The organism is Acidovorax sp. sic0104 (assembly GCF_019219095.1).
GTDB lineage: Bacteria > Pseudomonadota > Gammaproteobacteria > Burkholderiales > Burkholderiaceae_C > Acidovorax.
This window is the reverse complement of record NZ_JAHUWH010000033.1, coordinates 1-21,816: the sequence shown is the minus strand read 5'-3', so window position 1 is coordinate 21,816 and position 21,816 is coordinate 1. Positions and strand designations below refer to the sequence as shown.

Annotated in this window: 16 protein-coding genes; 10 read left to right on the top strand and 6 right to left on the bottom strand. The window is 59.9% G+C overall.

The window, feature by feature from the left end:
• Positions 1-705: 705 nt before the first annotated feature.
• The 7 genes from KW835_RS26365 to KW835_RS26335 are packed head-to-tail and all read left to right on the top strand — an operon-like array spanning position 706 to position 14,971.
• Entirely contained in the window at positions 706-3,936 is a 3,231-nt protein-coding gene (locus tag KW835_RS26365; RefSeq protein ID WP_218387719.1) for a helicase-related protein, read from the top strand.
• Complete coding sequence (locus tag KW835_RS26360; protein ID WP_218387718.1) at positions 3,933-6,656, top strand: ATP-binding domain-containing protein; 2,724 nt, start codon at positions 3,933-3,935, stop codon at positions 6,654-6,656. Before KW835_RS26365 ends, KW835_RS26360 begins: the two co-directional genes overlap by 4 nt.
• Entirely contained in the window at positions 6,653-8,440 is a 1,788-nt protein-coding gene (locus KW835_RS26355; protein ID WP_218387717.1) for a DUF262 domain-containing protein, read from the top strand. Before KW835_RS26360 ends, KW835_RS26355 begins: the two co-directional genes overlap by 4 nt.
• Positions 8,437-9,210, top strand: a complete 774-nt coding sequence (locus KW835_RS26350; RefSeq protein ID WP_218387716.1) for a DUF4391 domain-containing protein — start codon at positions 8,437-8,439, stop codon at positions 9,208-9,210. The genes KW835_RS26355 and KW835_RS26350 overlap by 4 nt, the downstream gene beginning before the upstream one ends.
• The gene (locus KW835_RS26345) at positions 9,207-9,932 is read left to right on the top strand and encodes a hypothetical protein (protein ID WP_218387715.1); all 726 of its coding nucleotides are present in this window, start codon (positions 9,207-9,209) and stop codon (positions 9,930-9,932) included. The genes KW835_RS26350 and KW835_RS26345 overlap by 4 nt, the downstream gene beginning before the upstream one ends.
• 19 nt (positions 9,933-9,951) lie before the next feature.
• Complete coding sequence (locus tag KW835_RS26340; RefSeq protein ID WP_218387714.1) at positions 9,952-11,856, top strand: site-specific DNA-methyltransferase; 1,905 nt, start codon at positions 9,952-9,954, stop codon at positions 11,854-11,856.
• 13 nt (positions 11,857-11,869) lie between these two features.
• A complete protein-coding gene (locus KW835_RS26335) occupies positions 11,870-14,971 on the top strand; it encodes a type III restriction-modification system endonuclease (protein ID WP_218387713.1) in 3,102 nt (1,033 codons plus the stop codon).
• A 366-nt stretch (positions 14,972-15,337) separates the two neighbouring features.
• On the opposite strand, the gene KW835_RS26330 is transcribed toward KW835_RS26335, so the two are convergent.
• The 3 genes from KW835_RS26330 to KW835_RS26320 are packed head-to-tail and all read right to left on the bottom strand — an operon-like array spanning position 15,338 to position 17,176.
• Complete coding sequence (locus tag KW835_RS26330) at positions 15,338-16,102, bottom strand: ImmA/IrrE family metallo-endopeptidase (RefSeq protein ID WP_218387712.1); 765 nt, start codon at positions 16,100-16,102, stop codon at positions 15,338-15,340.
• Positions 16,089-16,496, bottom strand: coding sequence for a hypothetical protein (locus tag KW835_RS26325; RefSeq protein ID WP_218387711.1), 408 nt, complete (start codon positions 16,494-16,496; stop codon positions 16,089-16,091). The genes KW835_RS26330 and KW835_RS26325 overlap by 14 nt, the downstream gene beginning before the upstream one ends.
• On the bottom strand, positions 16,493-17,176 hold the full coding sequence (locus KW835_RS26320; protein ID WP_218387710.1) for a hypothetical protein: 684 nt from the start codon (positions 17,174-17,176) through the stop codon (positions 16,493-16,495). Before KW835_RS26320 ends, KW835_RS26325 begins: the two co-directional genes overlap by 4 nt.
• Positions 17,177-17,271: 95 nt before the next feature.
• On the opposite strand from KW835_RS26320, the gene KW835_RS26315 reads away from it, so the two are divergent.
• Positions 17,272-17,496, top strand: coding sequence for a DUF2188 domain-containing protein (locus KW835_RS26315; RefSeq protein WP_218387709.1), 225 nt, complete (start codon positions 17,272-17,274; stop codon positions 17,494-17,496).
• A 257-nt stretch (positions 17,497-17,753) separates the two neighbouring features.
• Entirely contained in the window at positions 17,754-18,221 is a 468-nt protein-coding gene (locus tag KW835_RS27205) for a toll/interleukin-1 receptor domain-containing protein (protein ID WP_339385510.1), read from the top strand.
• Between the two features lie 308 nt (positions 18,222-18,529).
• Here KW835_RS27205 and KW835_RS26305 read toward each other — a convergent pair whose 3' ends face one another.
• From KW835_RS26305 to KW835_RS26295, 3 genes are all read right to left on the bottom strand, one after another.
• Complete coding sequence (locus KW835_RS26305; protein WP_218387707.1) at positions 18,530-18,739, bottom strand: hypothetical protein; 210 nt, start codon at positions 18,737-18,739, stop codon at positions 18,530-18,532.
• A gap of 63 nt (positions 18,740-18,802) precedes the next feature.
• Positions 18,803-20,362, bottom strand: coding sequence for an anti-phage dCTP deaminase (locus KW835_RS26300; protein ID WP_218387706.1), 1,560 nt, complete (start codon positions 20,360-20,362; stop codon positions 18,803-18,805).
• Positions 20,363-20,433: 71 nt separating this feature from the next.
• Positions 20,434-21,306 (bottom strand): competence protein CoiA family protein, encoded by an 873-nt coding sequence (locus KW835_RS26295; protein WP_218387705.1) that lies wholly within the window; start codon positions 21,304-21,306, stop codon positions 20,434-20,436.
• Positions 21,307-21,339: 33 nt separating this feature from the next.
• On the opposite strand from KW835_RS26295, the gene KW835_RS26290 reads away from it, so the two are divergent.
• Positions 21,340-21,753, top strand: a complete 414-nt coding sequence (locus KW835_RS26290; protein ID WP_218387704.1) for a hypothetical protein — start codon at positions 21,340-21,342, stop codon at positions 21,751-21,753.
• Positions 21,754-21,816 lie beyond the last annotated feature (63 nt).

The window sequence follows — 21,816 nt, the reverse complement described above, 5'->3', positions numbered from 1 at the left end:
GCAGATCTACAACCACGAACGACCCCATCTGTCGCTCAAAATGCAAACGCCCGATGCTGTGCACCGGGCGTCCCTGGCCGGCTGAACGCCGGCTGTTTGAGTGTCAACGTAATTCAGGACGGGTCACGGAGGCTGTCGTCACCCTCAGATCAATAGCTTCTTGATTGTTGAAGCCGTGCGAGCAATGGAGGTCCGTTTTAGGCTGAGAGCCGCCTTCCAGTTGCACTGCACTAAAAGACTGCTGTCCGGCAAAGCCGACCTAGAGCTGCAAGATTTGGTATCGATAGGCGTGCTTGCCTGACCGCCTACGTAGATGCCAAGTGCATGAACCGGCGGCGCATCCTATTGCTTGCTAAAACAGGAATTGGCGGTGACGTACGCGGATGCCATAGCGCCAGCAGCAGGGGTGGCGGTGGCCCATAGGTTTGGTCTCTGCAGGCAGAGTCCGCCTGATACGGCATGACCCGCAAGCACAGTGCGTCTGTTGACAGAAGCGCTGTCTCCCTCGGCGCATACCCAGGATGTGTCATTCGCGCTTGTCATCCTCCAAAACCTCCTCGCAGTCCAGATCTGCCAGAAAGCCTTTCGAAAGGGTACTTGGCCCCGGCCATCCTTCCAAAAAGCACGGTTCAATGACACAAAGGTGGGGGCGCACTGCTCGACGACACTCCACGTGCGGTAAATTGCTACGGGAGGTAATAACGCATGAAGCCAATCAGAAATGCGGGTGCAGACCGCGTTTTGGACATTATTGCGCCCGAGCTCGCACCCGGTAACAAGATGGATCTGATGACCTCGACTGGGTCATTGTTTGCTTACGACGCTCTGCGGGCAGGGACTAAGACACTGAGTAGTGCGCGCCTGGTGGTGCCCGCAGATGCCTCCGAATTCGGCTTGTTGGGCAACGCCAGCGACCGGTCCGCTAGGAACAAGCTACAGACACCGGCACTCGCCAAGCAGTTGGCGGACTGGATTCGCGCTAAGGCGGATGTGCGTTGTGCGCCAGGCAGTATCCCTCAAGGCCTGGCGGTCCTTCGTGATCCGGACGGCAAAGCCCGGCGGGCGTTACACGGCTCCTTCGGTTTGTCAACCGACGGGCTTGGGATCACCCCCGGCAACCCCTTGAGCTTCATACAAGTTTCTGAGTCTGAGCAGGAAGCTACGACGCTTGCCCAGTGGTTCGACGCCCAGTGGGATAGCCTGGGTGATCAGCCCCATGCCAAAACAGCGATCCTCTCCGCGCTCGATGACCTTGCCAGCGCACGCGACCCAATGAGCGTCTACGCGGTCATGCTGTACCACCTGTTCCGGGCCGAAAGCCAGGACATGGACGAGGACCGCATCGTCAAGTCCGCCACGGGCATCCGCGACACTGTGGTCTGGAAGAAGCTCTACAAGTTTCAGCGCGACGGGGTCGTTGGCGCTATCGACAAGCTCGACCGCTTCGGCGGCTGCATCATTGCCGACAGCGTGGGGCTTGGAAAAACCTTCGAGGCGCTAGCAATCATCAAGTACCACGAGCTGCGCAACGACCGCGTCCTGGTGCTCTGCCCGAAGCGCTTACGCGACAACTGGACCATCTACAAGGCCAACGACCAGCGCAATATCCTGGCCTCCGACCGCTTCAACTACGACGTGCTGAACCACACGGATCTATCGCGTGATGGTGGCTTGTCGGGCGACATCGACCTGGCCCACGTTAACTGGGGCAACTACGACCTCGTCGTCATCGACGAATCGCACAACTTCCGCAATAAGAAGACGCCGAAGCAGGGCGCCGAAACGCGCTATGACCGGCTCATGCGCAAGATCATCCGCGAGGGCGTCAAGACCCGGGTACTGATGTTGTCTGCCACGCCGGTCAACAACCGCCTGGCCGACCTCAAGAACCAGATATCCTTTGTCACCGAGGGCGACGATACTGCGCTGTTCGACCACGGCATCGCGAGCATCGACAGCACGACCCGCCGCGCCCAGAAGTCCTTCAATCGCTGGCTGGAGCTGCCTGAAGAGGAGCGGACACCTCCGCTGCTGGTGGAAATGCTCGGCTTCGACTACTTCGCGTTGCTGGACCACCTTACCATCGCCCGCTCGCGTCGACACATCGAGAAGTACTACGGCACCATTGAGACCGGTCGCTTTCCCAGTCGGCTGCCGCCGATCAACATCAAGGCGGATGTGGACAAGGCCGGCGAGTTCCAGCCGATCAGGGAGATCAACTTCGAGATCCGGCGCCTCAAGCTGGCCAGCTACGCGCCGCTACGCTACGTCAAGGAAGACAAGCTGGCCGGCTACGACGCCAAGTACAGCACGGCCATCCGCGGCGGCGAAAGCATCTTCCGCCAGGTTGACCGTGAAGAGAGCCTGATCCACCTGATGCGGGTCAACCTGCTGAAGCGGATGGAAAGCTCGGTCTTCTCCTTCGCCTTGACAGTGGGCCGTCAGCTCAAGGATGTCGACGAGACCTTGGCGCGACTGCAGGCCTACAAGGCAGGCAGCGTCGGCGCAGAAGACGAGTTCGAAGAGATCGATATCGCTGATGTCGACGTGGACGATCCCGCCTTCGAAATCCTGCTGGTGGGTCGCAAAGTCAAGGTGCTGCTCAGCGACATCGATCTCGCTCGCTGGCGCCAGGATCTCACTGAAGACCGCAATCGACTGGCGACGCTCAACGCCGCCGCGCTCCAAGTCGACGCCGCCCGTGACGACAAGCTCGGCAAGCTTCGCGACCTGATCGCAGAGAAGGTGCGTAACCCGATCAACGCGGGGAACCGCAAGATCATTGTCTTCACCGCATTTGCTGACACGGCCGAGTACATTTACGACCACCTTGCGGACTGGGCCAAGACGCACTTACAGGTCGAAGCTGCGCTGGTCACAGGCTCAGGAAGGAACCGGTCCACGTCGCCCGGCCTGCGCAAGGACCTGACGTCGATCCTCACCGCTTTTTCACCCAGATCCAAGGAACGGCCCGCCAGCTTGGGTCACGAGGGTGAACTTGAGCTGCTGATCGCCACCGACTGCATCAGCGAGGGCCAGAACCTGCAGGACTGTGACTGGCTAGTGAACTACGACATCCACTGGAACCCAGTGCGGATCATCCAGCGCTTCGGCCGCGTCGACCGCCTGGGTTCGTCTAACACCAGCATCCAGCTCGTCAACTTCTGGCCCAACATGGAACTGGAGGAATACATCGGCCTGGAGCAGCGCGTCAGTGGTCGCATGGTGCTGCTGGATGTTTCCGCCACTGGCGAAGAGAACATCATCGAGCAGCAATCCGGCGACCCGATGAACGACCTGGAGTACCGGCGCAAGCAGCTGTTGAAGCTGCAAGACGCGGTGATTGACCTAGAGGATCTATCCAGCGGCGTATCCATCACAGACCTGACCCTAACCGACTACCGCATCGACTTGGCCCGCTACCTCAAGGCCCACCCCGGCAAGCTGGAGAACATGCCACTGGGAGCTTGCGCAGTCACCACTACGCACGAGACCGACATCCCGCCGGGCATGCTCTTCTGCCTGCGCGCCGAAGGCATCGCGGCGGAGAAGTCTGTCGATCCCAACTACCCATTGGCGCCTATCTACCTAGTGCATATCGGCGAACACGGCACCGTGCTGCTGCCATACACACAAGCCAAGCACGCACTGGACCGGCTGAAGCGCTTGAGCATGGGTCGGGAGCTGCCTGACGCGGGCGCCGTCGCTCGCCATGCCAAGAGCACACGCCAGTTCTCTGACATGCGTCACACCCAAGACCTGCTGGCCGCTGCGGTGGGCTCCATCGTCGGCAAGGGGGAAGAGCGGGCGGTCGCCAGCCTCTTCGCGCCGGGCGGCACTCACGCAATGCGCGGCGAGTTCGCGGGCATAAACGACTTCGAAGTGTTGGCCTACTTGGTCGTGCTGGAAAACAAAGCTTCTGGGAGTAGCGAATGAGCGTAATGGATAGTCAGCGGCTTGAGCCGCTAGCCACTGAGGTCGTCGGCAAGTTGGATGCCGTTGCCAGCACCGCCAAGTCTTGGTTGGCGAACCCACGTCGACTGAGCGTTGACGCGCTGGCCAACGGAGGCAACACATTGAATTCGGACCGAGCGGCACGTGCGCTCGACAGCGTGAATCTGGCTAACGAAGCGGCCTACCGCAAGCTTGCGAGCGAGCCGGCAATCTCGCGCGTCATCGCCGAAGATGAGGACGGGCAGCGCACCGCATACTACTTTTGCCGTGCAGAACAAGGCATAGTCAATCAGGGGCTCTTCAGCTATCGGGCGCCAATAGGTCGGTTGGCAGCCCTCCCCGTTGGCGACGAATACGTGCGCCCAGACGGCAAAGCGCTATTGGTCGTTGAGCGGGCTCAGCTCCGTCCGTCTCCTCTTGCAGGGGCATGGGACGCCTACACAGTGGTGCAATCTGAGGCTGCGCCGACCGTCACCATCGAGTCGCTTCGCAAACTTCTTGAGCGCCACCCAGAGTTGGCAGAGCCGGCCGAAGACCTGGTCGCCCAAATTCTGGCGAGCGCTGAAGCCAGTCAGAACGTAATAGCGGGTATGAAGCGCAGCGTCATCAGAAAGATGGGCCTGCGCGACCAGCCGGTGCTGGACCAATTTCAGGACGAGATCTTCCGTCTGCCACTGAACCGCCGAGTGCTGTTTCTCGGCCCTCCTGGCACCGGCAAAACCACAACATTGATTCGGCGCCTGGGCCAAAAGCTCGACAGTCAATTCTTGGACGAGGACGAGCAGCGGGTTGCCGAGGAACTTTCCCAGTCTCAGCAAACGCCACACGGCAAGAGTTGGCTGATGTTCACCCCGACCGAGCTGTTGAAGCAGTACCTGAAGGAGGCGTTTTCGCGGGAGGGCGTTCCCGCTCCTGACCAGAACATCCGGACTTGGGGGGATCATCGACGTGACCTAGCGCGGCAGACGTTCGGCGTATTGCGAACCGCCAATGGCGGCGGCACCTTCGTCCTGAAACCGGCGGTGCCAAGTTTGCAGCAATCGACAGAGGCCCAGCCCATCGCCTGGTTTGAAGACTTTCAAGCCTGGCAAGGTACTGCGTATCGGGAAGAACTGATTGAGGCCGTGAAAGCGCTTGAAGGTGCATCGCTGCCTGCAGCTCAGCAACTTGGTAAGCGACTGCAAGAGCCACTGCGGGAAGCTGAGACTTGGCCCGGGACGTTCGCCGCATTGGCTGGCGAATTGCCAGCGGTTCAGAGCTTTGTGGCTCGCCTCAAGGACGAAACAGACACCGCCATCAAGGCCGCACTAAACGCTCAACTGGCTCGAAACAAGAGCCTCATCAGCGACTTGTCCAAGCTTATTGAAAGTCTTCAGCAGCAGGCCTCTGTCGATGGGGAGAGCGATGACGATCAAGATGGCGATGAGGACGAAGAGGTCGCTGCAGCACCCCGCGTAGGTGCCGCCGCGGCGATCAACGCCTACATACAGGCAGTTCGCACACAGGCCCGCAATGCTGCCGCCAAGCGCTCCACCAACAAGACCACTCGCAACGGAAAGATCATCGAGTGGCTGAGCGACCGCACACTTCCAGCCTCTGACCTAGCCAACTTGGGAACGAGCCTGCTATTGCAGACGCACGCACGCCGCTTCACGAATCCGGTCAAGCGATACATCGACGGCATCCCCAAGCGGTACCGTGCCTTCCGAAAACTACGCCAGGATGAGGGGCATTGGTATGCGAAGTCTGGATTTGAGCCCCGCGACCTGCATCCCTTGGAGCTGGATGTTGTTCTGCTAGCGATTCTTCGATCCGCCGGGGACTTGCTTCAGCGCCCCACGGTAATGCGAGACATTGAAAGCCCAGCGTGGGCATCCTTGAAGCCTACACTGTCCACGCTTCGCAGCCAGGTCGTGGTCGACGAAGCCACCGACTTCTCACCGATCCAGCTAGCCTGCATGGCAGCACTGGCTCACCCTCGCCTTCGCTCGTTCTTCGCCTGCGGTGACTTCAATCAGCGCTTAACGACATGGGGCTCGCGATCTACTGAAGAGTTGCAATGGGTCTTCGCCGACGTTGACATCAGGCGCATCACTGTCACCTACCGACAAAGCCGGCAGCTTAACGAGCTGGCGAGAGACATCATCCGATGCATTGGAGGCTCAGTTCAAGATGCAGTCCTGCCCGCCGAAGTCGACAACGAGGGGTTGCCACCGGTCCTATTGGAATATGCATCGGGCAACGACACTGTGGGGTGGCTAGCCACCAGAATCCGCGAGATTGACCAGTTCATGGATGGGAACTTGCCCTCCACAGCGATCTTCGTCAATTCCGAGGCTGAGGTAGAAGCGGTTGCCGTTGCGTTGAATGAAGCGCTGGCCCAGCAAAACATCCCGGTCGTCGCCTGTCGGGAAGGCCAGGCGGTCGGCCAAGAGAGTAATGTCCGCGTCTTCGATGTTCAGCACATCAAGGGCTTGGAGTTTGAGGCCGTCTTTTTCGTGGGCATCGACCAATTGGCCGTCGGTCAGCCTGAACTGTTCGGCAAGTTCATGTATGTGGGGGCGACCCGGGCTGCCCAGTACCTGGGCATGACCTGCACCGCAGCACTGCCGAACGCACTGGAGCCCCTGCGAAAGCACTTCGGTACTACGTGGGATGCCGCCCGCACAGAACAAACAGATTCCCAGGGACACAACACATGAGCTTTCGTACCGCAGAACCCGCACTGAAGGATGTTCTCGACGGCATCGCCGCTGGCCAAATCCAGCTCCCCGACTTCCAACGCGGATGGGTCTGGGACGACAACCACATTCGCTCTCTGATCGCGAGCCTGTCGCTGTCCTACCCCATCGGCGCTGTCATGTTCTTGGAGGCCGGTGGGGTGCCATTCAAACCGCGGCTGTTCGCGGGCGTGAGCCTGCAACCAGCTCCAGACCCCAAGATCCTTGTGCTCGATGGCCAACAACGTCTGACCTCCATGTACTTGGCGCTGCGCAGCGGCCAGCCCGTGCCGACGCGCACAGAGAAGGGCGCCGACATACGCAGGCTCTATTTTTTGGACATGGCCAAGTGTCTGGACCCAGTTGCTGACCGCGAGGAAGCTGTCATCTCGGTACCTGAAACGCTGCAAGTCACTTCCGACTTCGGCCGAAAAGTGGACCTCGATCTCAGCACGCCCGAACATCAGTACGCTCAGCGCTTGTTTCCGGTCGCCTTGCTTTTTGACATCCAGGGCTTCATGACCTGGGAGAGCGGGTTCAGTGCTCACCACGCGTTTGGCGCGGAGGCGATGCAGTTCATGCAGAAGTTCCGCAACGAGATCTGGCTGCGCTTCCAGCAATTCAAGGTACCGGCTATTGAGCTGACTCAGGACACCCCACGCGAGGCTGTTTGCCAGGTCTTCGAAAAGGTAAACACCGGAGGTGTGACCCTCACCGTGTTCGAACTGATGACGGCCACCTTTGCTGCCAGTGACTTCAATCTTCGCGACGACTGGGACGCCCGTCGTGAAAGGCTGACGGCCAAGCACGACGTTCTGGAGGCGGTGGATGGCACCAGTTTCCTCACAGCCATTACCTTGCTGGCCAGCTACCGACGTCACCTCGCCCAGAAAACTCCGGTGAGCTGTAAGCGTGCTGACGTGTTGAGGCTAGACCTGTCCGACTTCAAGGCATTGGAGCCGGCGCTGGAGTTGGGCTTCAAGCGTGCGGCCGAGTTGCTAGCCGAGGAAAAGATCTTCGACGACCGCAGCATTCCCTACGCCACGCAACTAATTCCGCTGGCTGCGATCTGCGCACAGCTGGGCGACCGAACCACTCTGCACGGCGTCAAGCAGAGCCTGCTGCGTTGGTATTGGAACGGCGTGCTGGGCGAACTGTATGGCGGAGCCAGCGAGACGCGCTTCGCCATGGACATGCAGGATGTCGTGGCCTGGATAGATGGCGGCGCGGAGCCACGCACTGTGCGCGATGCCAACTTCGCCCCGACTCGCCTGCTGTCACTGCAAAGCCGCCTCGCGGCGGCCTACAAGGGCCTCGCCGCGCTGTTGATGAAGCACGGCGGGCGAGACTTTATCAGCGGTACGCCAATCGACCTGACCACCTACTTCAACAACGCCATCGACATCCATCACATCTTTCCGCGCGCCTGGTGCGAGAAGCAGAAGCTGCCCAAAGAAAAGTGGAATAGCGTCGTCAACAAGGCGCCCCTCGCGGCGAGCACAAACCGTTTCATTAGCGGCGACGCGCCTAGCCACTACCTGGGACGCATCCAGAAAGCCAAGCAGGTGCCTGCATCCAGCTTGGACGAGTTCCTGATTTCGCACCAGATTTCGGTGGATGCCATCAGATCCGACGACTTCGATGGGTTTATTCGACTGCGTGCCATCGCGCTGCTGTCACTGATCGAACAGGCCACTGGCAAGAATGTGTCCGGCCGGGATAGCGAGGACACCGTCAAGGCATTCGGGGCTGCGCTGCTGGCATGAGTGCAATTGCGACTGCTCACGTCCTCGCTGCATTGGCGCTGCCCGATGCCACTCGGGTGGACCAGCGCGTTCCCAAGAAGCTACTGGCCGAGCGTGGCGCCGCCACAGCGGCCGACAAGCGCCAGGTGCAGGACGGGGTGGACGAGGTCCAGTGGCTGGCATCCCTCAAGCCCCACCTGATCGGCGTGCCGGCCTTCAAGGATGCGCAGCGCGAGTACCTTGAGGTGGCGGTGCTGAGCCTGAAGCTGAAGCCCGGCACCAAACCTGGCCGGCTGGCCGAGTTGCTGCATCGTGCCGTGCCCTACCCCATGCTGCTCGTCACCAGTTCAGACCTCGGCGTGAACCTGTCGCTGGCGCACATCCGCGCGTCACAGAACGAAGCGGACAAGATGGTGCTGGACGGCCCCGTCCTTTCCGTCCCGCTGCCGGAAGCCAGCCGCGGGCAGGACTTCTACGCGGCCATGGCTCTGGCCAAGCAGCCCCAGGCTAACCTCCTCGCGCTCTACCAAGGCTGGCTAGACACCGCGGGCGCGCTGGACATCGCCGCGGAAACGGGCCGGTTCCAGCGCAGCATGACGCGCGAGCAGGCAGCGGCACGGCAAGCCGCCTTGCAGGACTGTCGCCAGCTCAAGGCGCAGATCGCGCAGCTGCGCAGCCAGGCCGACAAGGAAAGGCAGATCGCACGCCAAGTAGCACTCAACCAAGAGATCCATGACGCGGAGCGCCAGTTGCTGACCTTGCAGTGCACGCTTTCCGGAGAGGCCGCATGACGGACGCGCCCGCTCCGCACGACGCCGGCATGGCGCTGGACGCGTTGGGCCAGGCGCTGGCCCGAGCCGATGAGCTGGATGAAGCGCTGATGTCGTCCGTCGCCGCCGACCAGTACCGCCCCTACGACGATTCAGCACGCATCGGCGCCAGCGTCAGTGCCACCTGCGTGGCGCTGGAGCATTGCCGAGCGCTCCGGGTGCTGGTGGCTCAAGGGCTGCCCACCGCGGCGCTCAGCTTGCTCCGCCTGCAACACGAAGCGCTGACGTGCGCCGTGTGGCGGCTCTACGCGGCGACGGACCTCGCGGTGGCCAAGCTTGCTGCCCCGCTGTCGAAGGAGACCGAAGCCGCGGCCAACAAGCTGCCGATGTTGGCAGACATGCTCAAGCAACTGGCTGCCAAGCCGGCCGCAGCACAGCCGCTGCTCGGTCTGCAGGCGTTCAAGGACAACAACGCCGCAGCACTGAACTCCTTTGTACACGGCGGCATTCATGCCCTGCACCGGCATGCGCAGGGCTTTCCTGAGCCACTGGTGATCGGTGCCCTGCGCAACTGCAACGGCCTCATGTTGATGGCTGGCATGATGCTGGCCGTACTGGCTGGCAGCCCGCCTATGGTCCGGCGCGTCAGCAGGCTCCAAGTTGAGTTTGCCGCTGAACTGCCACCGCCCCTGCTGCCCCATGCGCGCGCTGATGGCGTCGTGGGTCAAGCCCAAGAACACTGAAGTCCAAGAAGAACGAACCATGTCCATCCAAAAGATCGAACCCGGCATGCCGGAGAGCCAGAGCGCTAACATCCTGGCCGACAACCTGGCCCGACTGAAGGCCCTGTTCCCTGAATTGGTGACCGAAGGCGCCAAGGGTCCGGCCATCAACATCGACGTGCTCAAGGCCCTGGTCGGCGACACGACCGTGACCGACGCGGATGAGAAGTACGGCCTGAACTGGCACGGCAAGCGCGCGGCACGCCAGCTGGCGTTGACGCCCAGCTCCGGCACGCTCCGCCCCTGCCCCGACGAGAGCGTGGACTGGGACACGACACAGAACCTCATGATCGAGGGCGACAACCTCGAAGTGCTTAAGCTGCTGCAGAAGAGCTACGCCGGCAAGGTCAAGCTGATCTACATCGACCCGCCATACAACACCGGCAAGGACTTCGTCTACCCCGACAACTTTCAAGACAGCATCCAGAACTACCTGCAGCTGACCGGTCAGGTCGAGGGTGGCCGCAAGATCAGCAGCAACACCGATGCCAGCGGGCGTTTCCACACCGACTGGCTGAACATGCTGTACCCGCGATTGAAGCTGGCACACAGCTTGTTGAAGGACGACGGCGTCATCTTTGTGAGCATTGCGGACCACGAGATCCACAACCTGCGCGCGGCGTTGAATGAGGTCTTCGGCGAAGAGAACTTTGTCGCAACAGTCATCTGGCAAAAGGTCTACTCACCCAAGAACTCGGCACGTCACTTCTCCGAAGATCACGACTACATCGTGGTCTATGCCAAGAACGCCGAGACATGGACTCCACGCCTGCTACCTCGAACCGAGGAGATGGAGGCGCGCTATTCGAACCCAGACGCAGACCCCCGTGGGCCCTGGAAGGCTGGCGACCTCTCTGCACGGAACTACTACGGCGAGGGCACCTACCCGATCACGTGCCCTTCAGGGCGCCAACTCACCGGCCCTCCCCCTGGAACCTACTGGCGGGTATCACGGACCAAGTTCGATGAGCTGGATAAAGACAACCGAATCTGGTGGGGCACAGACGGCAACAACGTCCCTGCCATCAAGCGTTTCCTCACCGAAGTGAAAGATGGGCGCGTGCCTCAAACTCTCTGGACGTACCAGGATGTTGGCCACACGCAGGAAGGCAAGAAGGAACTCATCGCCTCCGTTGACTTCCCCAACTCTGACGTCGTCTTTGACACGCCCAAGCCGACACGGCTGATGCGTCGGATCTTGCAGCTCGCCACGTCACCCGATGAGGCCGACCTGATCGTCGACTTCTTTGCAGGAACCGGCACCACGATGGACGCCATGTTCGCTCAGAACGCTGAGGACGGAGGCAAGCGACGCTGCATCCTTGTGCAGTTGCCCGAACCGCTGAATGGCGCCGAGTCAGTAGGCTGGACCACCATCGCGGACGTGACGCGTGCGCGCATCAAGGCAGCCGGTCAGCGGCACAAGGAAGGGAGCGCCGAGTTCAATGGTGACGTCGGCTTCCGAACTTTCCGCCTGGACACCTCGAACATCAAGGCCTGGACGCCGCGAAGCGACGACGTCGCACAGTCACTGCTCGATCATCTGGAGCACGTGACCGCTGGCCGCAGCAATGACGACGTCCTGTACGAGCTGCTGCTCAAGCTCGGTCTGGACCTTTGTGTGCCCATGCAGGAAAGGAAGATTGCTGGAAAGACGGTACACAGCATCGGTGGCGGCGTGCTGCTGACCTGCTTCGACGAGCGCATCAGCGTTGCCGATGCCGAGCCGCTGGCACTGGGCATCGTGGCCTGGCACAAGGAGCAAGCTACTGCCGGCGAAGTGACGTGTGTCTTCCTCGACAGCGCCTTCGAGAACGATGTCGCCAAGACCAACTTGGCTGCCATCCTCGAACAGCACGGCATCGCCAAGGTGCGTAGCCTGTAACGGGGAAGCTGCGATGAAACTTCATTTCGAAGCGGACCTCCCCTACCAGTCTGAGGCGATCAAGGCCGTCTGCGACCTTTTCCGCGGGCAGGAGATCTGCCGCACAGAGTTCACGGTGACGGTGCGCGCCGCGCGCACCTACGATGAACTGGCAGCCACACAAGGCTCGCTGGACGGCATGTTGGCCACCGAGCAAGGGGGCATTGGCAACCGCCTGACCCTGCTGGACGAGGAGATCGAAGAGAACCTGCGGTCGGTCCAACTGCGCAACGGCGTGCCGCCCTCCACCAAGCTGTCGCCCGACTTCACCGTGGAGATGGAGACTGGCACCGGCAAGACCTATGTCTACCTGAAGACGGCCTTCGAGCTGAACCGCAACTACGGCTTCACCAAGTTCGTGATCGTCGTGCCCTCGGTCGCCATCAAGGAGGGTGTCAACAAGACACTTCAGATCACGCGTGAGCACTTCGACACGCTTTACCCCAGCGCCAAGGGCTACGAGTTCTTCCAGTACGACTCCGGCAACCTGAGCAAGGTGCGCAACTTTGCCACCAGCCCGAACGTGCAGATCATGGTGATCACGGTCGGTGCGATCAACAAGTTCGGCGACGAGCAGGAAGCAGCGCTAGAAGAGGCTGACGAAGCCCTGCGCCGCGAGAAGAGCAAGAACGTGATGTACCGCGCCAGCGAGAAGACGGGCGGCGAAAAGCCCATCGACCTGGTGCGCGCCACGCGGCCCATCCTCATCGTGGACGAGCCGCAGAGCGTGGACGGCGGCATCGACGGCCGCGGCAAGAAGGCGCTGTCGCGCATGAATCCGCTGTGCACGCTGCGCTATTCGGCCACGCACGTTGACAAGCACAACATGGTCTACCGGCTCGACGCTGTAGACGCCTACGAACAGAAGCTGGTCAAGCAGATCGAGGTGGCCTCGGCCACCATCGAGCAGGGTTTCAACAAGCCTTACGTGAAGCTAGTGGGCATCAGCAACAAGCGCGGCGTCGTCGCTGCCACGGTGGAACTGGACATCCTGACTAAGGCCGGCATAGTCCAGCGCAAAGAGGTCGTGGTGCAGGACGGTGACGACCTGGAGCAGACCACCGGTCGCGAGGTCTACGCCAACATGCGCGTAGGCACGCTGCGGGCGGCCACTAAGAGCCCTAAGACCGAGGCCCTGATGGAACTGCACCTGCCCGGTGGGCAGGAGTTCCTACGCGTGGACGATAGCTGGGGCGGCGTAGAACCGCTGGCGGTGCAGCGCGAGATGATCCGCCGCACCATCAAGGAGCATCTGGACAAGGAGAAGCGCCTGCGCCCCATGGGCGTGAAGGTGCTGAGCCTGTTCTTCATCGACGAGGTGAGCAAGTACCGCGTCTACGACGAGCAGGGCAACCCGCAGAAGGGTGTGTACGCCACGATCTTCGAAGAGGAGTACCAGCGCTGGGCAAGGCACCCCGACTACCGCAGCATGTTCAACGAGGTCGACCTGAGCGCGGCGGCCCACGAGGTGCACAACGGCTACTTCTCGAAGGACAAGAAGAAGGTCGGCGGTAAGACCGTGGAGATGGTGAAGGACACCAGCGGCAGCACCGCGGCAGACGACGACACCTACAACCTCATCATGCGCGACAAGGAGGAGCTGCTCAGCTTTTCCTCGCCGCTGAAGTTCATCTTCAGCCACTCGGCCCTGAAAGAAGGCTGGGACAACCCCAACGTCTTCCAGATCTGTAACTTCAGCACCCGCTCCACCGAACGTTGGCGCCGGCAGACCATAGGCCGCGGCCTCCGGCTGTGCGTCAATCAGGAAGGCTTGCGCCTGCGCGGCTTCGAGGTGAACACGCTGACCGTGATCGCCAACGAGAGCTACCAGCAGTTCGCCGACAACCTGCAGAAGGAGATCGAGGAGGACGGCTTCCAGTTCGGCGTCGTGCCCGACCACCTCTTCGCTGGTCTTGCCGTCAAGCAGGCGGACGGCACCCAGAAGCCGCTGGGCTTCGACGCATCCAAGGTGCTGGCCGAACACCTGCGCGCGCAGCGGCTGATTGATGCCAAGGGCAGGGTGCAGGACACCCTGCGCCAGGCCATCAAGGATGGCAGCTTGCCGCTGCCCGCCGAGCTGGAAGCCCAGCGCGCTCAGATTCTGGAGCTGTTGCGCAAGGTCGCCGGCAAGCTGGAGATCAAGAACGCCGATGAGCGCCGCCAGGTGCCAGTGCGCCGCGCCGTGTTAGACAGCTCCGAATTCAAGGCGCTGTGGGATCGGATCAAGTTCAAGACCACGTACCGGGTCCACTTCGACAACGACAAGCTGATCCGCGACTGCATCGCCGCGGTGATCGCCGCCCCGCCCATCAGCAAGGTGCGCCTGCAGTGGCGCAAGGCCAACATGGAGATCGGCCAGGCCGGCATCGTGGCCCAGGAGACCGGTGGCGCCAGCGTCGTCGTGCTGGATGAGGGCGACATCGAACTGCCCGACATCCTGACCGAGATGCAGAACCGCACCCAGCTGACCCGCTGCAGCATCGCGCAGATTCTGATTGAGAGTCATCGCCTGCACGACTTCAAGCGCAACCCGCAGCAGTTCATCGAGATCGTGGCCGACGCCATCAACCGCTGCAAGCGCGTCGTGCTGGTGGACGGCATCCGCTACGAGCGCCTGGGAGACGACCAGTACTACGCACAGGAGCTGTTCGAGAAGGAAGAGCTGACCGGCTACCTGAAGAACATGCTGCAGGACGCACAGCGCTCGGTCTACCAGCACGTCGTCTACGACTCTGAGGTCGAGCGTGACTTCGCCGACCAGCTAGAAAAAAACGACGCGATCAAGGTCTACGCCAAGCTGCCAGGCTGGTTCAAGGTGCCCACACCGCTGGGAACCTACAACCCCGACTGGGCCGTGCTGGTGGCGACGCCCGATGGCGACCGCCTCTACTTCGTTGTCGAGACCAAGAGCAGCCTCTTCGACAAGGACCTGCGCAACGCCGAGAACGCCAAGATCGAGTGTGGTCGGGCGCACTTCAAGGCGCTGGCTGTTGGTGAGAGGCCTGCCATCTACGACAAGTTCAAGGACGTCGCTGGGCTCGTAGAACGGGCACAGGCACTCGACGCGCTTAAATGAGAGGCAGGAGGGGAGCGGCTGTCTTCGAACGTGTCAGTGAGTCCAGCATTTCAATGCTCGCTTGGCCTCTTTTCGTGGCGGTAGTATGGCCCGAAACGACCCGTGGTTCCCGACGCGCTACACCCTGGAGAAGGCGTAGTAGCGGCAGCCCGACTCATTCCCGTGACCTCACTGACGGCGGCTGGTTCACTGCTGAGGGGCCGCTTGATGGCAGATCCGTGAATTCGTCCACCGCAGACCGGGCGGCTCCTTACGCTGCACTGCTGCCCCCAATACTCGAACGCCAGATAGATGCTGACTTTGCCAGCACGGTCCGGGACCCTCGCGGCAAACAAGAACGTAACTGGTCACAAATACATCAGCAGGCTACATAACCGTAAGCATGGTCAGCACAGAACCCTCTGGAAGCTTGATCGACTGCGACCAGACATCCATTCGATAGACGCCTGGGCCGCTGAGCCAGCGCGAGGCAGTCTCCCGCTTCGGACGACTCAGACCCTTGGCTGCCCCAAAGGCCATTTCGAAAGCGACTGTGTCCTGATGCAGTTCGTTAAGGATGTAGAAATCGGTTGAAAAGTCTCGGCTGCGCCGGGACCACTTCAACCTCCGCTGATCGTGGCAGGTAATAGCGATCGGCACTTTGGCGCGTTGGAGCAATTTCAGGGCTGATGCAGTCAGACTGGCCTGAAAATCCGCGCCCATTGCGCTCGCAAGATCAAGGCTGGGTTTGCGCTCAGCGACCCATGGCCAGACCAGATAGTCCGGAAGGATCAGCTGACTGGCAAAGCTATTAGCGTCGGCCTCAATAGACCTAGCTTCAGCGTTCTGCGGCCCGATGTCCATGCTGGAGCACTTGAACGAAATGCGCTGTGCGTCCTGCATCCAGTGGGCCAACTCATGCCCTAGCGAGAATCGCCTTCGTCCGAGGTTGTCGTCCGTGGCGACACTGATGACCGCACGATCACCCGCGGCCACCAAGCGTGCTGCGCAACCGTCGAGCTTTCTGTATATGACGTGAGCACCCCTGGCGCCGGCAATGGCCTCCAGATCAATGTGCTCAGGCCTCCTGACGCCATGCCCCCAGAGCAAGCGCTCAGGGCGGCTGAGCCGATCGACATCAACGGCCGTCATCGGCGTCAGGTATTTTGCCCATCAGCACAAGATCGTCATAGAGCGTTTCTAGATCGGCATCGCTCTGGCGGCTTCCTTCTCGGAATGCAGTAGCCAGTTGTGGCTCGGCCGCGAAAGCTTGCGCGATGCGTTCTTTGATTCGATCCAGTGCAGGTCGTCGCGACGTCTTGGGAAGCACTCGGACCTGCATGGCTGCCTTGGCGGCCGCAGCTTGTTGGCGAAGGCTGGCTGCGAGAACGTCGTCGAGACTCGCTGCAATGCTGGCTGCCAGCTGATCGGGATCAATACCCTCCGCGGCGAGCTCGGCCCGAATGTCTTCGTCAGACGTGGCTTCAAGGTCTTTGAGTGCCAGCGCTCGAACTGCGGCGAGCGTCTTCTGAGATTCGTTGGTCATCGCTTTCTCCGTCCTGGCATCAATTTGTCCACTTGCCTTCTCAGTCTCCGCCGTGCCGTGTCATAGGTCTTTTGATCAAGATCGAACAAGGCAAGTACCTCCGCTACTGGCATGTCAGCCTTCTCACCCTCGATGACCGCAAGCACCTCTTGATCATCTCTAAAGTGGGCCTCAATGATTTGCGCGTCCATTCGAGCCCGTTGCTGCCTATCAGCTACGTCCTCCACCTCAATGGCTTGCTCCACGACGTCAGTGTTCCAGCCACCAGCCCGGTAAATCCTCGTGTCAACGTCACTGGCCTCGCCCGCAATGGCTTCCAATCGGTCGGTCTGGGTTTGACCAAGCGATTCCCGGGAGGAGTCGGCGATGCTGTCCATGCAGCCAGACAGAAATGCCGGAAGCGGCACCCGGTCAATAGGCCAAGGACGTCCGCGTTCACCGTCCTGTTTGGCCCCGCTTGCTGCAATGAGGGCGCGCTTCACTGCTTCATTGAGCAACTCCTGGGGATCCGTGTACTCGGTACCCCAGACAAGCAGCCTAGCTCTTGCTAACAGGCGTAGCCGCTCGCCGGAAGTCAGCATCAACAGTGAACGGGATAACTCCTCAACACTGGCATGTCGTTCTGAAGGCGGTTTCGGTGGCACGGCTCCTCCTTGGGCTTTTATGTGTGCGGTCTTCATTTTCAATGCGGACAGCGATGTAGCTATTGTCCGCGCCGGATTCGGCGACCGCACACCTATATAGCGGCAATCACGCCGTGACAAGGAGCCTCGATATGAGCAAACGCAATCAACATGTGCTCCCCCGTGAAGATGGCTGGGCCGTCAGGGGCGCTGGAGCCCAACGCGATACGCAAGTCTTTGACCGCAAGCAAGACGCAGTGGATCGCGCCCGGGAGATCTCGCAGAATCAGAAGTCCGAGTTGGTGGTCCATGGCCAAAATGGCCGGATTCAATACAAGGACAGCCACGGCAATGACACTTTTCCGCCAAGGGGGTAAGCATGGCTCGGTGCACAGCTCCAGTCGAAGGACATCGCTCATCTAGCGCTGCAGCGGCCTGTCCCGCCTGCCGTGGCAGCTATGGTCGTCGGTACGGTGGATACAGTGGTTATGGCAGCGGCTACAGCTCGTCCTACTCGTCGGGCGGCAGCAACGGCAACAGCTATAGCGGTGGAGGTAGATCCAGCGGAGGCGGCGGCTCGCGGCCACGCTGGTCCCGCGCCAGTTCCGTTGTCTCATATACGGCAGCACAGGTGGTGTCTCTCACACCGGTGCGGGAAGCAATTGAAAGAGAGGCGGCGGCGAGGCCTGACCTTCGGGATTGCTTCCTCTGCCACGCCTGGGACGACCGACAGGGAGCCGCCAAACAACTGCATGATTTGCTCGAGGCAGCGGGTGTCAGGGTTTGGTTCAGCGAAAAGGATCTTGGCCTTGGTGTACCGATGATGCGTGCAATCGACAAGGGCCTAGCCGCCTCCAAAATTGGGATCGTCCTTGTGACTTCTGCATTGCTTGCGCGCCTGCCGAAAGAGGGCGTCGCCGACAAGGAGCTCTCAACGCTTCTGCAGGGCAACCGCCTCGTGCCCATCGTGCACGGCACGACGTACACCGCGCTCCGCGATGTCAGCCCCATGCTGGCGTCGAGAAGCGGACTTGATACTTCAGAAGACACCATGGCGGTCGTTGCAACCAAGATTGCCGAGCTGGTTTCTATCTGGAGCTGAAGGAGCTGTCCATCTCACCCGCTGGTAGCGCGTTGCCACACTTTGCAGCGCGGGTTACAGGTAGTTCGCCAATTGGACAGTGCTTCTACCCAATTTGACGGGCCGCAATCGCTTCTAACCAAAACCCCGCCGTCTCTCACTGTCACGTCAGGCCTCAGAAGCGAAAAACCCGGCTTGCTCCGGCTTCTCCCTTTGAGCGTCAAGTGGTCGAGCCACACAGCCATCAGGGGTCAGTTGTCCTGAAAAATGGGCCAGATTGACGTGTTGCTTATGTTGCTGTCTGGCTATTACGCCAACGCGAGGGGAAGTTACCGGAAATGCCGAACTCGATTAGTGATGCGTTCAAGCATCTTGGCGTCTTTCGCTTTTTCTTCGTGGGCGCGGCGCAATTGGAGGTGTGCGCTGAAGCAAACGACCGAGCTCGGCACACGTGCGCTTGGCGCGTGGAAGGTCCGTTCACTCGACTCGAGCTTACCGTCGAAGTCCAGCTCCAATTGCTTCTCGGAATCGCGGGTCATGGGAGGCTCCAGATCTTTTGACACGAGACATCAAGCAACGATCTTGTGTTCCGGCAAACCGCACTATTGTATAGAACGGATCGCGATGCCTTCAAGCGACGAGACAGCTTCCATAGTGACAGCAGTCACCGGTCGCGCGGCTTTCTTTCGCATCATTCCCGTGATGCTGTCCTTACGGTCGTTGCCCTCGAAAAATTTAAGGAAGCGCGAAGGCGCGACACCGTCAAATGGAACGATCCGGACTTTCAGAGAGTTGGTCTCCTGCTCAGTTATCGCATCTTCATGGAGCTTGGTCGCCAAGCTCTTGCGGTAAGGCTCTAGGAAGTAGACCTCACGCACACCGGCCGCGACGATGTGCCTCGCACATGAATGGCAAGGGTACGTCGTAACAAACAGTTTTCCCCCACGGACCTTCGAACCATGCTGCGCACCCGCGTTCAGGAGGGCATGCATTTCAGCGTGCACCGCTCGAGAGAACTCAATTAGGCTTCGAAGCTGGGAGTCGTGCCGAATCAGTCTCACAGCTTCTTCGGTCTTGTCTTTTTCCACGATGCCTTTGGCGACCATCTTGTCGATGACGGTCCGTGCGATCAAGTCCTTTTCTTCATCGTTGAAGCACTTTCCGCCGTCTTTGTTGTAGCAACGATGATCGTCATCTGGCGAGGCGCGCAGGTCTTCAATTTCGTAGAGGCCGCCAAACGCTTTGGGGACGTCATTCCATCCCGTGGCTATCAACTCCCCGCTGGAGCTAGTGAGCGCAGCGCCTACCTGACGAGACAGACACGCCGAATTCATTGCTGCTGACGACGCTGCGTACATCGCACGCTCCGCTACGGTCGGTGTAATGATCCTGGTGCCGAGCATCAAATCCAAGAATCGACGAACACGTGACATCAGTTGCGAATCTGTACCCGCATCAACCCTCAGGAAGAAATCAGAATGCGGGAACGTATTTTGGACTTGCTGACCATGATCCTGCTCTTCGCCAGAGTCGCGATTTATTAACGTGTGGATTTGCTCGGGCTTAGAAATCTTTTTCTGCAAGCGCGCGATTCGCTGTTCGATGGGCGCATAGACGCCAACGATGTGAAGCATGTCACCATAAACGAAGCGCAGCAGTTCAAGCTCCTCTTCATTTTTGATCGAATCAATAATGTGACAGGTCCACTCAATAGGGGTGGGGATTACTGCGTCGGTTAGCTCATCATCGAAAAGCTTGGGCTGGCTGGAAGAGTCAGCGTTGTCACTTCCCTTCTTCTGGCGGGTGAGGGAAATGCGTCGGATAGCTCGCTGCACTAAGACTGCACGACCCTGTTTTTCGCGGAGTTCATTCCCCGCTTTGATTAGCGCTGCAATATCTGCTTCTGCAGGGAGAGCCGCCATCTCCCGGATCTCATCGCTCAATCTGATGATGTCGACGTGGGAGTAACCGTAATCTTGCCCGCGCAACAGTTGCTGAAATATCTTGGCGACGTCATGCAAAGGTGTGCCCAAGGGACCGCACAATGCGATGACAATTTCGGGTGTGTGGGTGCCCTTAATCCGATCCTTGGCTGTTTTTTCATCTTGATCGGTCACGGAGCCAACTCCCGGCACAGCCTTTAATGCGGGTACTGCACTCATTCCCACTCCCTTGATGAGTTTTCTGTAACTTTCATGTTACTTGAAGTTGCGCAACATCATGCAGCTGACGCTCAGCACAGGTCGGCTGAAGCAATAGAACGCAATTGCAACCGCGCTGCCTGCGCCCTGAAGCGTGGAATGACCCAGTTATGGTAAGCCTCGCGATACCGACCAAAATGCGCGCGTGCGACGGTTCGCACCACAGAGACGACATCTGGGTCATATCGCACTGCTTTGATGGCGATATCTCCGCTGGGCAGCTCTTTTACCGATATCCAACGTCCACGGATCGTCACGATTTCCTCCGGAAGGAAGCGTTGCGTAGGGGTGTTCTCAGCAGAAGCATCTACCGGCTGCTCGGCCTCAATGTTCTCGGGCCAGAGCCAAACTTTTCCCGCAACATCCTCCAAGATGGCATGTTTGACCTTGGCAACATCAAAAGCGGTGGGTGTGAACGCACGGAGATCGATCTCCAAAGCAGGTAGTTTTAGTTGCTCATAGGCTAGGCACTTGTCCGCACCGCAAAAAGACGAGTAGGCGACTTCAATGGCCACCGTCACCCCTGCAGCCGTCGCCGCCAGCAAGTCGGGACGCAACTCTCCAACAGCGACTTCCTCCTCAATGTCAGTGCACGCCAACAAGACTGAGGGATCTAACCGTCCGCCGAACCCTAGTGCTTGGGATGCAGCAGGAGTCACTGGTACTACCAACCCTCGGGCTTCGATGATCACTCTCTTGGCAAAGCGGTGCAGATCTGATTCGTAGCTAGAAGCGCAGGGCTCGGCGTTAGAGCTGTGCGCAAAGTGGTGCTCCCTGAGTTCGCCCTGCCGCGCAATTACTGGCTCACCGCAAACGGCACATCGACAATCACAAGCCAAGCCGCGCTCGACCTCGCTCACATGAACAAAACGATTGGATTCGTGCAACGCGAATAGTGACAACATAGGGATTCCAAGAGTTGAGTGGAGGAAAACCAAGTGTTGCGATCCGAATCCCAGCCAACCAGCCCTGAACCGGTTGCCAACGGGTTGACCCAGCCCACTTTTCGCGATTTGTTGCTGTGTATGCGCGACTGGCTGGACGTACAGCGCGATGAAGCTACAGCATCGAGGCTTATGCGCGCATTGGTGAGCGAATCCATCACCCTAAGTGGCAATTCCAAGGGGGGACAGCCGCCTGAATTCGATGCACAGGAGCTCACCGAGGCTTCCGATATGCCAGAGCAGGAAGACTATGAAGCGTCCTCGACCAAGGTCAAAAACGCTAACTTGACTCGTTATCTCGAGAGTCGCCGATCAAGCGTCGAAGCCTTCTTTGAGGGACGAGGTGAATCGCCCCGGTTTCTGCGGAGGCTGTTTGGTTTAAGTCAGCCCACTTCCACAGTGGCCTGACTGGCGAGTTGCCGGTAGTAGTTTGCCTCAGCCTCAGCAGGCGGGATGTACCCGATGGGTTCG